General features: G+C 73.1%; 4 protein-coding genes and 1 pseudogene. 3 read left to right on the plus strand and 2 right to left on the minus strand.

Translation table 11 applies throughout. From position 1 onward, the window contains the following. On the minus strand, positions 1-6715 hold a 6715-nt coding region (locus ACN6LM_RS35555), incomplete at its 3' end, for a DNRLRE domain-containing protein (protein WP_445069560.1). A gap of 444 nt (positions 6716-7159) precedes the next feature. Between ACN6LM_RS35555 and ACN6LM_RS35560 the strand changes: the two genes are divergently transcribed. The 3 genes from ACN6LM_RS35560 (at position 7160) to ACN6LM_RS35570 (ending at position 12610) form a co-directional block, all read left to right on the plus strand. Then, a complete protein-coding gene (locus ACN6LM_RS35560; RefSeq protein ID WP_445069561.1) occupies positions 7160-8719 on the plus strand; it encodes an FG-GAP and VCBS repeat-containing protein in 1560 nt (519 codons plus the stop codon). An 85-nt stretch (positions 8720-8804) separates the two neighbouring features. Next, complete coding sequence (locus ACN6LM_RS35565) at positions 8805-10469, plus strand: RNA ligase family protein (RefSeq protein WP_445069562.1); 1665 nt, start codon at positions 8805-8807, stop codon at positions 10467-10469. Next, a complete protein-coding gene (locus tag ACN6LM_RS35570; RefSeq protein WP_445069563.1) occupies positions 10469-12610 on the plus strand; it encodes an RNA repair domain-containing protein in 2142 nt (713 codons plus the stop codon). Before ACN6LM_RS35565 ends, ACN6LM_RS35570 begins: the two co-directional genes overlap by 1 nt. 9 nt (positions 12611-12619) lie before the next feature. On the opposite strand, the pseudogene ACN6LM_RS35575 reads toward ACN6LM_RS35570, so the two are convergent. After that, positions 12620-13047 (minus strand): annotated as a pseudogene (locus tag ACN6LM_RS35575) (hypothetical protein); the annotation flags it as partial.

The raw sequence follows: 13047 nt of genomic DNA on the forward strand, positions 1-13047 counted from the left end.
CCCCCCCCCCCCCCCCCCCCCCCCCCCCCCCCGCGTCGTACACCGTGGTCCAGGTGCGGTCGGCCTCGGCCGGGTCAGCCGTGGTGGACGGCTCGACGATCGACTCCGGCTGCCCGTGGCTGGTGAAGGTGGTCCAGGTGGTGTTGCCCCGGCCGTCGGTCAGCCGGGTCCGCCGGCCGGCGGCGTCAAAGCCGAAGGTGGTGGTGATGGACGTCTCGGCGTCGACGGGCTCGACCAGCTCGGTGAGCCGCCCCAGCGCGTCGTAGCTCTGCCGGACGGTGTGGTGCAGGGCGTCCGTGACGGTGACGGGGTTGCCGTCGGCGTCGTACGTCGAGCTGCGGGTGCTCAGCACCTTGCCCGTGGCGTCCTCGTCGGAGGCGGAGACGGCGCGCCCGGCCAGGTCGAATCCGGCGCGGGTGGTCCGGCCCTGCGGGGTGGTGGTCGAGGTGGTGAGCCCCGTCGGCCCGTAGGTGTGGAGCGTCTTCTTCCCGGCGGTGTCGGTCTGTGAGACCGGCTCGCCGGCCGCGTTGTACTCGCTGCCCTCGGTGAGCCCAGTGGGGCTCTTCGTGGCGACCAGGTTGCCGGCGTCGTCGTACGTCAGCGTGGTGGTGAAGGCGCCCGGAGCGGGTGTGCGCTCCAGCCGGGTCGAGGTGATCTGCCGCCCGAGGTCGTCGTAGGTGGCCTCGGAGCGGGCGCCGGTGGGCCCGGTGACCGACAGCTGCTCGCCCAGGAGGTCGTTCGTCATCGTGGTGACGGGCCGGTCGGCGCCCTCGGCGGGGGCCGGCCGGGTCACCCCGGCGAGGTTGCCGAGCTGGTCGTAGGTGTAGGTGGTGACCCCGCCCAGCTCGTCCGTCTCGGTGACCGGCCGCCCCGCGGAGTCGTAGGTGCGGGAGGTGCGGGTGACGAGCGGGGAACCGCCCGGCGGGGTGTAGCCGGGCAGGGTGGTGGCAGTCTCCCGGCCGAGTCCGTCGTACGTGGTGTGCGTGACGTTCCCGTCGGGGTCCTGCTGGTCGGTCGGGTCGCCGAAGGCGTTGTAGCCGGTGCGGGTGACCGGGCGGACGGTGCTCGCACCGCCGTTGCGGGTCTCCGCGGTGACCGGGGGCGCCTTCGCCTCGATCTGGCGGCCGACCGCGTCGTAGCCGTAGTCGGTGGTGTACGCGGCGGCGTCCGCACCGGGTGCGTTGCCCCGCGCCGAGGTCTCGGACAGCACCAGGCCGCGGTCGTCCACGGTCCGGGTGGTGACCAGGTCCTCGTCGCCGTTTTCCACCGTCAGGCGGGTGGCCTCGCCGGTGATGTCGCGCTCGTAGGTGACCTTCTCGGCGCGGCTGCCGGCCGCTCCGGTGTGCGTCTCGGTGAGAACGGCGCCGGACGCGTCGAAGGTGTAGGCGGTGCGCCGCGCCAGGCCGGCCGGGTCGAGTACCTCGGCGGTGGTGCGGCCGGCCGCGTCCACCTCGTAGGCGGTGGTGACGGTGCCGTTGCCGGTGGTCTCGGAAGTGAGGTTGCCCGCGGCGTCGTACTTCTTCTCGCTCAGGACGAGGTCCCGGGTGGTGCCGTCCGGGTCGTGGAACCCGGTCAGGATCTGCCGGGCCTCCAGCCCGTCGTCGTAGTAGGTGGTGCGGGTGGTGCGGCCCATGGCGTCCGTGTGCTCGGCGAGCCGGCCTGCCGGGTCGTACGCGTAGGAGTCGATGACCTTGTCGACGGGGTCGGACGGTTTGTTCGGGTCGCCCTTCCAGTCCTTCAGGGTCACCTCGGCGACCGCGCCGAGCGCGGTGTAGGCGTACGCGTAGCTCTGGCCGTCGGCCGTGGTGCCGGCGACACGGTGGCCGAACACGTCGTAGGTGCTGGTCTCGGTCGCCCCGGACGGGTCGGTCTCCGACTTCTGCCGCCCGTGCGTGTCGTAGCCGCGCTCGGTGGTGCGGGCCGGGTCGCCACCCAAGGTGTCGGAGACCGACTCCGTGAGGACGTTGCCGTCGGCGTCGTAGGTGTACCTGGTCCTCGCCCGGTGCTGTTTGCCGGTGACCGCGTTGGTGACGGCGGGATCGGTCACCGTGACCGGCCGGGATTCGCCGTCGTAAACGGTCGTCGTGGTGACGCCATCGGGCTGGGCGTCGGACGTCTCCGTCTGGGAGGTCTCGCGGCCGAGCGCGTCGTAGGCGTACGCGGTGGCCACGCCCGCCGGATCGGTCACCTCGGCCAGGTCACCCGCCGCGGTGTACGCGCGCTCGGTCACCCCGCCCCGGGCGTCCGTCGTGTCGGCGAGCAGGCCCGCCGGGACCGTGCCGCCGCCCGCCGCGCTCTCGGTGCCGTCGGTGAAGGTGGAGGACTCGGTGCGGCCGGAGAGGAAGTCCGGGGTGGCCGGGGTCGTGGTGGACGTGCGGTCGCCGTGGGCGTCGTAGCCGTACGTCGTCTTGTACGTGTTGTCGGACGCGCTCGCCGAGCGGGCGTCGCGTACGGCGGTGAGCTGGTCGTTGCGGGGGTCGAGCGGGTCGGAGGCGTTCAGGTAGTAGGCGTAGTACGAGGTGTGGCAAGTGGCCTCGTCGGCCGCGTCCCGGCAGGTTGTCTGGGAGACCTTGTTGCCGCGTTCGTCGTTGCCGAAGCGGGTGACGGTGCCGTCGGGGCCGGTGGTGGCGGCCAGGAAGCCGCCGGTGTCGTAGGCGAAGGTGCCGGTGTGGCCCGCCGCGTCCCGCCGGCTGATGAGCCGGTTGCCCTGAAGCGGGTCGTACGTGTAAGCGGACGTGCGCTTCTCGGGGTCGGTGACCGTGACGGTGAGGGTGGTGGTGCCGTCGACGGCGTCCTGGTCGTCGGTGGCGGGCTTGGCGTCGGTCCCGGTCGCCGCGAGGTCGGAGAGTGTGTAATCGCCGCCGTTCGCGTCGGTGTAGGAGGACACCCGGTCGTGCACGGTGTCGTACGCGACCGCGGAGTGCCCGCGCCCGCTGGGCAGGGTCACCTTGGTGAGCTGCTGGGCGACCTGGGCGGCGGCGTAGTGCTGGGCGATGGTGCTCGCGCCGAGGGGGCGGCTGTAGACGGCTGCCTCGTCGATGTCGCCGGTGAGGTGGCCGATCGTGCCAGTGGTGGCGGGCCAGCCGTTCCAGTAGCCGGCGCCGAGGTAGACGAAGCGCTGGTCGTACTGGGTGATGTCGCCGCTGAGGCTGCCGGCCTTCTTGCCGTCGAGGTACAGCGTCTGGGTATTGCCCGCGGCGGTGAGGGCCGCGTGGTGCCAGGTGCCGTCGTTGACGGTGCCGGCCGAGGTGATGGGCGCGGCCTTGCCGTTCCAGAACTCGCCGCGCAGCTTTCCGTCGGTGCCGACGTAGAGGGCGGGAGTGTTCTTGCCGGCGGTGGCCTCTTCCAGGGTGTGGTCCTGGTAGCTGAGCAGGACACCGCTGCCGGTGGTGCGGAACCACAGTTCGGCGGTGAGGTACGGGGTGTCGGAGATCAGCTGGTCCGGCAGCTGCACGTAGGACGTGGTGCCGTTGAAGGTGGCGGCGGTGTCAGCGCTGCCCTTGAGCGCGCCGGGGGTGCCGAGCTGGACGTCCTGGTACGTCGCGGCGTGCTCGTCGCGGTCGAGCGGCAGGTCGCTCGCGGCGTCGGTGGCGCCGTCCTTCTCGTCCAGGCGCCAGTAGGAGAACGGTCCGGCGTCGTGGACGACGGTGCGGTGGTGCGAGCCGTCGCCGTAGCTGTAGGCGGTGCAGTGCCCGGTGGTGTCCTCGGGGCCGCAGACCTGGGTCAGCCGGTCGCCGTCGTAGGTGTACGTCCAGGTCAGCGGGTCCGCGCCGGCCGCCGGGGCGTCGGTGGTGACCGTCTTGACGTGGCCGCCGGACCAGGTGAGGTGCAGGACACGGCCACCGGCCGCGGTGACGGTGGTCAGCTCGCCGGAGGTGTTGTACGTGAGGGTCTGGGCACGGTCGCGGTAGTCGGTGACCCGGGTGAGGCGCCCGTCGCCGTCGAAGACGTACGAGGTCTGGTCCTTGTCGGTCAGCTGCCAGCCGCCGCCGGTGACCGAGGTGAGGGTGGAGAAGCTGCCGTACGGGGGTGCGTAGCTGCCGTCGGGGTTCTTGCCGAAGCGGACCTGGCGGCCCGTGGGCAGGGTGGCGACGACGTTGCCGGTGCCGTCCCCGTCGGGCGCGATCCGCATGTCGTAGCGGGTGGTCCAGCCGGCCCCGAAGGCGTTGTCGGAGCGCGGGTCGCGGCTGTTGTAGGTGCGGGCCACGGTCAGGCCGGGGCCGGTCGTGGCGACGGTCGCGTCGGTGTCGGTGGTGGTGTAGTTGCCGATGCCGGGGTCGACCTCGCGGCCGTCACCGACCGGTCCCTGGTCGCCGAGGTGCGAGGTGATCGCGGGCTGCTCGACGGCGGTGGTGAAGGTGTAGAAGGGGCTGAGCGCGGTCGCCAGGCCGTTCTCGCGGGCCTTGACGCGCCAGATGTACTGCTTGCCCCAGGTCAGCTTGGCCGCGGGGACGTTCCAGGTCCGCTTGGTCTGCCAGCCGGAGTTGACGCAGCCGGTGGGCTTGGCCGCGGTGCCCGAGCAGACCTCGAAGTAGTGGTCGATCGCGGCGCCGGCCGGGTAGTGGTCGACGGTCTCGGTGTCCATGAACAGGGTCGGGGTGAGGCTGCCGACCTGTCCGCCGGGGTGCGGGTAGACGTCGGTGACCCGGGGGCCGATGTCCTGGGAGGTGACGGTGACGGTGGCGACCGGGACGCTCTCGGTGGAGAACCACTTCTGATCGCGCAGCCGCTGCACGTCGAAGTTGAGTTTGTACTTGCCCGGCGGAAGCGGGGGTATCCGGGCGCTCAGTGTCGAGTCGTCGCCCGGCGTCAGGCGCTCGTCGAGGCGGGTGAACGCCTTCTGCTCCATGAGGGCGCCGGTGCTGTAGTTGCGGACGCGGGTGCCGAGGCGGACCTCGTTCCAGCCCTGCGGCTCCCAGGTGAAGTCGCCGGTGTTCTTGACGGTGACGTCCACCTCACCGCTCTGGCCGCCCGTGAGCGGGGCGGTCTGGGAGCCGACGGTGTACTGCGCGCCGTACGCGCTGTGGGTGACGCTGAGGTACGGCTTGTTGGCGGAGTTGGCGCTGCCGAAGCGCTTCCAGGGGCCGGAGCTCTCGAAGTCGGCCCAGATCGCGAGGCCGTTGTTGGTGATCGAGCCGTCGACCCAGCCCTGGACGAGGTCGACGCCCTTGTTGCCGAGGTCGATGGTCCGCCACTTCGAGCCACCGCAGTTCTCACCGTACGCGAACGAGTCGGTGGCGATCAGGTGGTCGAAGCTCGCCGGGCGGTTGTTCCAGGTGACCGTGGTGGAGCTCCACGAGCCGGTGACCTGGTTGACCGTCATCTTCTGGGCGCTGCAGCTGGATGACCAGACGTTGAACAGGCCCAGGTCCGCGTTGAGGATGTACCGGTTCTTGAGCTTGCTGGTGACGTTGTTGAACCGCATGAGGCTCATGGCGCGGCTGGTACCCGCGTCGTAGCTGCCGATCTTCAGCTCGTCGTCGCCGGCGAAGTTGCTGTCGGGCCAGGAGTTCTGGACGAAGGCGTCACCGTTGCTGTCGATGTCGTCCACGCTCGGGTCGACCTTGACCGGGTAGACGCGCTCCGGCGCGTCGAGCCAGGCGTCGTCCAGTTCGACCTTCAGCGACCAGTGGCCGTCCTGCTCGGTGAGGGCGTAGTCGACGTCGCCGGAGAGGGCGGGGCCGCCGGTCTCCGGGTCGTGCGAGGAGTCCTCCATCCAGCCCTTGGGGATGACGGCCTGGGCGGCGCCGTCGGCGTCCTTCAGGAGGACCGCGCCGTGCTCGTCCAGGGAGGGGGTGAGCCCGTCGAGGTCGAGCGGGAACGTCCAGACGTGTGGGGCGTCGGACGAGTCGAGGACGATGGTCTCCTTGACCGCGCCGTGCGTCGCCTGAAGGGTCACGTCCGCGCCCGGACGGATGCCGGCGTAGTGCGCGGTGTCGCCGTAAACCTGCGCAGTGGTGCCCGACGCGCCGTCGAGCCCGAAGCCGACCGCGTGCTGCCCCTCGTCCAGCGTCAGCCGGGCCAGGGCCGGGTCGTCGCCCTGCGGGGCGAGGGTGAGTCCGGTGTCGTCGGAGGCTGCAGCCAGCCGGTCGCTGTCCGTCTTCGCGGCCTCGGGAGCGCCCTTGGCCTGGTCGGCCGGGACCAGCGAGGTGTCGATGTCCTGCCAGCTGCCGGCCGCGTCCTCGTAGTGCACGGGCTCGGTGTAGACGCGGGTGGTACGGGTGCCGTCGGGGTTGCTGAACTCCTTTGAGGTGGAAGACCGTTCGGCGGGTATCTCGACGCTCTCGTCCGGGTCGTAGCCGGTCGTGCCGTCCTCTTCGGTGGTCTCGGTGCTCGGTTCGAGGGCGGTCTGCGCCGCCTCCGGCTCGACCGGTGCGAACCCGTTGCCGCCGTCGTGCAGCGGCAGGGCGCCGTCGCCCGTTTCCAGGTCCGCCGGGTCGAGGTCGTTGCGGCCGGCGGCGTCGGTGCGGTCGGCGCCGACCTCGTGGTCACGGCCCGCCGCGGTCCCGGTGCGCTGGGTGGGCGCCTCGGTGTCGGACCAGGGCGCCGCGGCGTCGGCGGCGCGCGCGAACGGCGTCAGGGCCGGGGGCGGCAGCAGGGTCGCGCCCAGTGCCAGGAGCACGCTGCCCGCCGTCAGGGCGGCGGCGCGCGAGGAGCGCCCCGCGAAGGCGTGCCGGAAGACCGCGTGCGGACGGGGGCGGGGGCGGCTGGGCACGGAACTCCTTCAAACCGAAGACCGACCGCCCACCCGTGGGGAGCGATCGGCCGGAAGCAGGGAGCCGGGACCCGACGAAGATCACGAGACCTCGGCGGCGTACACGTTAAGTGATCAACGGACGCCCGAACCATGGCCATGACAACGGATTCATAACGACATGTCACCCCGAGTCCGTGTCACACGGGGTCTTCACGCCTCCCCCACAGGCGCAACTACCCATCCCTGCCAGCGACAAATGGTTTCAGCCAGCCCTGATGCACCGCCTCGCGCGACCGTCCGACCGTGATCAAGTCGAGATGATCAACGGGATAGCCTGCGACGTCGATCGCGCGGACCGCGCCGCGGGCCACTCCGTTCCCGCCTTCCGCGTGAGGCGCTCATGGTGCGGAAACCGGCCATGGAGCGAACTCGGCATCCCCCGGAGATGAGTGAAGGGCAGTCATGGCCGAAGAGAAGGCAACGAAGCGTCGGCCCAAGGCGTGGCATGCGGCCGTCGCCCTGCTCGCCTCCGTGGGCGTGGTGGCGACGGTCGCCCTCACGGCCGGCTCCGGCCATGCGGCCAAGCCCTTTGACTTCAACGGCGACGGCAAGCCGGACCTCGTCGTCGGCCTGCCCGGAAACACCGTGTCGGGCCACGCGGGCGCCGGTTCGGTCATCATCGCCAACGGCACCTCCACCGGGCCCTCCCGCAGCGCGGTCCGCATCGACCAGGCGTCTCCGGGCGTGGGGGGCGACCCGGAGAACGACGACGCCTTCGGCCAGTCGGTGGCCAGCTGCGACTTCGACAACAACGGGTACGCCGACCTCGCGGTGGCCTCGCCGATGGAGGCGATTGGGGACGTCGAGGGTGCCGGGATGCTGAGCGTCCACTACGGCGGCTCCGGCGGGATCTACAACGCCACGACCGAGACCTTCAGCGAGGACACCGATGCCTACCCCGGTACCGTGGCCAAGGACGAGGTCTTCGCATACACACTGGCCACCGGCGACGTCAACGGTGACGGCTACTGCGACCTCGCCCTAGGCCAGCCCCTCGATAATGCGGGCGGTCTGGCCAACGCCGGCACCGTGAAGATCATGTTCGGCACGTCCACCGGCCTCAACGCCAAGGACACCATCGAGATCGACCAGGACACGGCCAACGTCCCCGGCGTCCCCGAGAAGGGGGACCGCTTCGGTGAACAACTCGCCGTGGCCGACGTCAACGGCGACGGCGTGGGCGACCTGATCTCCGCCACCATCGGCGAGCAGATATCCGGCACCTCCGACCGGGGCTCGCTCCACATTCTGTACGGCCCGATCAAGAACGGCGCCCCGGCCGCCGGCGGATTCATCGACTCCGGCAGTGTGGACGGCATCGGCGAGTTCGCGGGCAGCGCGCTGGCGGTGGGCCACTTCAACGACGACGACTACGCGGATGTCGCCGTCGGCGTGTCCGACGAGCAGGTCGGCGGGAAGGGCGCGGCCGGACGGCTCGCGGTCTTCTACGGGAGTTCCCAGGGTCTGTCCGCCACCAGTCGCGTGAAACTCTTCGACCAGGATTCTCCCGGTATCTCCGGCGCCCCCGAGATGGAGGACTACTTCGCGTCCGGCCTGGCTGCGGGCGACTTCGACGGGGACGGCACGGACGACCTCGTCATCGGCATGCGCAGTGAGGACCTCAACTCCGCGACAGGAGCCGGTGCCTCCATGATCCTTTTCGGCAACGCGACCGGCGGTGTCACCACCAAGGGCGCCCTGTGGGTCGACCAGGACACCGACAAGGTGCCTGGCGTCATAGCCGCGCACGATCACTTCGGCTGGACCGTCGGCGCCCTGGACACCGATGGCAACGGCCGCGTCGAACCCCTGGTCGGCGCCCCCGGCAACGGGGCCGGGACCGTCACCGTGCTCAAGGTCAAGCCCGGCACCCTGGAGTCGGCCGTCGCCCTCGCGGAGGCCGACCTCGGCTTCTCGGCCGGAGGCGAGGGCGACGCGTTCGGGGCGGCGCTGCCGCACTGACGCGCGCGTTATTCGGTCGTACGCGCGTGCTCCCCGCCCCTACAGTTTCCGGCCGGGCACGGCGACGGTACGGGGGCGGAAGATCATGCGGACGCACTATCCACGGACCCCTCATCTGCCCTGGTCACCCGGGGCGACCTCGGACGATGTGCGGATGACGGACCTCGCCGCGCTGGCCGGGACCGAGGTCGTCGTCACCGAGAAGCTGGACGGCGAGAACACCACGCTGTACGCGGACGGGCTGCACGCCCGTTCGCTGGACTCGGCTCACCATCCGTCCCGGACCTGGGTGAAGGCCCTCCAGGCCCGCGTCGGCGCCCGCGTCCCTGCGGGGTGGCGGATCTGCGGCGAGAACATGTTCGCGCGGCACTCCCTCGCGTACGACGCGCTGGACAGCCACTTCTACGGGTTCTCCGTGTGGGACGGCGACCGCTGCCTGGGCTGGGACCGGACCGTGGAGTTCCTGCGCTCCCTGGGCATCCCGGCGCCGCCGGTGCTGTGGCGCGGGGTGTTCGACGCGAAGGCGCTGCGCGCGCTGAAGCCGGACACGGGGCGGCAGGAGGGGTACGTCGTGCGGCCGGCCGCCTCCTTCCCGGCCTCGTTGTTCGGGCGCGTCGTCGGCAAGTGGGTGCGGCCGGGGCACGTGGTGACCGCTACGCACTGGATGCACGCGGAGGTCGTGGAGAACGGGCTCGGCCCGGCGGCGGCGCTGTGGGCGGTACGGAGCGGGGCTCCGGTGGACGCGGCGGCCCTGGGGGCGGCCGTGGGCGCCGAGACGGAAGGCGGGCCGGAGCACGCCCTCGCCGCCGCCGATGCCCTCGACGCCCTGGGCCGCACCGGTGACGACCGGCTCGCCGGCGTCCTCGCCGCCCTGCTGCACGGCACCCGCCGCACCGCCCTCGCCCCGCTGCTGGCCCCCTCCCTCGGCATGCCGCTCGCCCGCCGCGTCGCGGACCTCGTCGGGCTGGCCCCCGGGCTGCACCGCCCCTACCCCGACGAGGAGCGGCGCGCCGGGCTCGCCCGGATGGCGCTCGCCGCCGACCTGCCCGCGCTGCACGCGGTGTCCGGGGTGCTGGCGGACACCGCCGAGGCGCGGGAGCAGGTCGAGTGGTCGGCCCTGCACGCGGAGGAGGTGCGGGAGCCGGACGGGCTGGCCGGGGCGTTCACGGATCTCGGGCCGGAGGCCGCCGCGCGCTGCCTGGCGCAGGCCCGGGAGGCGTACGCGGACGGGCGCGTCGCCACCGCCGAGGAGGCGGTCGCGGCGACCTGGCGGTGGCGGTCCGGGGACTTCCCGCGCCTGGTGCAGCTGGCCGGCCCCTCGGGCAGCGGCAAGAGCACCTTCGGCCGGGGCCTGCCGGGGGTCGCCACGTACCTCTCGCTGGACGATCTGCGTCTGGCCCGGGGCTCGCGCGCCGACCAGAGCGCCAACGGGGACGTGCTGCGCGAGGGCCTGGACCGGCTGGACGCGGCCCTCGTCCCCGGCGCGACGGTGGTCTGGGACGCCACCTCGCTCAACCCGCACCAGCGCTCCCTGGTCCACGCCGTCGCCCGGCGCCGGGACGCCCTGGTCACGCATGCCGTGGCCTGGATCGGAGAGGCGGAGCTGGCCGCGCGCAACGGGCGCCGGGAGCACCCCGTGCCGCCGCAGGTGCTGGCGTCGCAGCTGCACCGGTTCGTTCCCCCGTACCCCGGCCAGGCGCACCGCACCTGGTACATCGGCACCAGCGGAACCGTGGAGGACCGGGCCTGATGCGTACCAGCGAGGAGATCTACCACCGGGTCCGCTGGGACGCCCGCTTCGACCCGGCGCGCTTCGTGCTGGGCGTGGCGCAGCGCGGCCGGGGCCCGAAGCGGGTGCCGCTGGACCGGTTCACGCCGGGCGGCGACATCCCCTGGCACCGGGTGCTGTTCTTCGAGGCGGACGGCGAGGTCGTCTGGGACCGGGCGACGGGCACGGACCGTATCGACGCGACGGACTCCGGGCGGATCCGGGAGGCGCGCCGCCTGCCTTCCCCGTACTTCACGGCCCGGACCCCGCACACGTACGCGGCGGGCGCCTGGGGGCCTTCGCCGAGCGCGGCCCCCGGCCCGCCGGGCCCGCTGACGGTCCTCACCTGGAACACCCTCTGGGACCGCTACGACAGCGACCGCATCGACACCGCCCGCCGCCGCCCCCTGCTGGCCGAGGCGCTGCGCGCGGCGGACGCGGACGTGATCGCGCTCCAGGAGGTGGAGCCCGCGCTGCTCGCGCTGCTGCTGGGCTGCGACTGGGTCCGTGCCCACTACGCACTCGCGACCGACCCCGCCGGGCACGACGTCCCGGACCACGGTCTGCTGCTGCTCAGCCGCCTGCCGGTGAGCGAGGCGGCGGTGCACGTGCTGGGCCCGCACAAGGCGGTCGCGGCGGCGGTCGTGGAGACGGCGGAGGGCCCGGTCACGGTGGCGGTCACGCACCTCAGCAGCGACCACTCCCCCGAGGGCGCGACCCGCCGTGACGCCGAACTGACCGACCTGGCGACGGGGTTGGCGGCGGTGGAGGGCGAACTCGTCCTGGTCGGCGACTTCAACGACGGCGGCGACCACCCGCAGACCCGCCTGGCGATGGCGGACGCGTGGACGGAGGTGCGCGGCCCCGCCGACGACACCCCGACCTTCGACCCGTCGGCCAATCCGCTGGCCGCGATCTCGTCCCTCTCGGGCCGGGTCTCTCGGCTGGACCGGGTGCTGCTGCGCACGGACCGGTTGCGGGCGTGCACGGCGACCCTGCTCGGGGAAGAGCCCGGGCCGGGTGGACTGCATGTGTCGGATCACTACGGGGTACGGGTGGGGCTCCGCGCGGCCTCCCGGGCGGCGCCCGCCGAAACCTCGCGCTCTGCCCCGGAGGCCGAGGCCGTAACCGCCCGCGTCGCCGCCGCCCTCCCCGAAGCGCACGTCCACCTCGTCGGCTCCCGGCGCACGGGCTGCGCGCTCCCCGGCGCGGACCTGGACCTGGTGGCGGCGCTCCCCGATGTCGCGGGCGTACGGGACCGGCTCGCCGTCGCCTTCCCGGAGGCGCGGGACCTGCGCGAGGTGACGGGCGCCCGGGTCCCGGGCCTGCGGTGGTACGCGGACGGCCTGCGGGTGGACCTGGTCACCGTGGGAACGGGCACGCTGCCCCCGGCCGAAGCGGTCGCCCGCCGCGCGGAGTTGGGCGAGGCGGCGGCGGTCGCGCTGAGCGCGGTGAGCGACGCGGAGGCGTTCCCGCACCGGGAGGCGTTCACCTCGCTGGCCCGGCAGGTGAAGGAGTGGGCGGCGGCGAGGGGCCTGGACTCCGCGCCGTGCGGCGGCCTCCCGGGCATCGCGTGGGCGCTGCTCGCGGCCCGCACGGCGCACGAGGGCGGCGGCCTGCGGGACTTCTTCGCGACGTGGGCGGCATGGGATTGGCGCACCCCGGTGGGCGCGGGCCCGGCGACGGGCGACCCGGTCACGGTGTACACCCCGACGCCCCCGGTCCGCTCCTGCACGACGCAGGTCTCCCCGGCGGGCCGGGACCTGCTCACGGCGGAGCTGTTCCGGGCGTGGGAACTCCTGGACGCGGCGTCCCCGGACACCCTCTGCGCCCCGCCCGCACTCACGGAACACACCGCGTGGGCCCTGGCCTCGGCGGACCCCTCCGAGGAGGGCCGCCTGCGTGGCCGCCTCCTGGCCCTGACCGCCGCCCTGGCGGAGTCCGGCGCCCCGGACTGCCGCGTCTGGCCGCGCCCGGTCACGGTGACCGGCGGCACGGGCTACGCGATCGGCCTGGGCACGACACCGCCGGACGGGGCCCGGCTGGCGGAGATCGGGGCGGAGGTGCTGCGCGGGATCAGGGGGGCCTCGCTGCGTCCCGGTCCGCGTCCACGCGACGCCTGAGACCAGACGCTACGGAGTCTCGTACCGCGCCAGCCAGCTCGCGATCCCGTCCACCACGGCGGGGTCCACATGGCCGGGCCGTGCGTAGTCGGCGGGGGTGGACGGGCCGCTCCCGGCGAAGAAGAGGTGGTCGAGGTGTTCATGGACCCGGATGGACACCTCCGGCCGGCCCGCCAGGTCACGCCGCCAGCCCGGCAGGTCGTCGGCGACGGTCACCTGGTAGTCCCGGCCGCCCTGGAGGATCAGCATCGGACACTCCAGCCCGGCCGCCGTGGCCGCCGGGTCGTAGCCGCGCAGGTCGAGCCAGTAGGAGGCGGAGAACCCGAACGGCAGCGACTCCGGGGGCGCGTCGGGCGTGAGACCCGGGTCCGCCACGGTGGCGGCCTGCCGGACCAGGGTCGACACCATCGCGTCGGGGGGGGGGGGGGGGGGGAGGG

It is taken from the genome of Streptomyces sp. SAS_281 (assembly GCF_052542855.1).

Excerpts from the sequence above, each read along its gene's own strand:
- ACN6LM_RS35570 (WP_445069563.1), top strand. The coding sequence starts at position 10,469 with ATGCGTACCAGCGAGGAGATCTACCACCGGGTCCGCTGGGACGCCCGC.
- ACN6LM_RS35565 (WP_445069562.1), top strand. The coding sequence starts at position 8,805 with ATGCGGACGCACTATCCACGGACCCCTCATCTGCCCTGGTCACCCGGG.
- ACN6LM_RS35560 (WP_445069561.1), top strand. The coding sequence starts at position 7,160 with ATGGCCGAAGAGAAGGCAACGAAGCGTCGGCCCAAGGCGTGGCATGCG.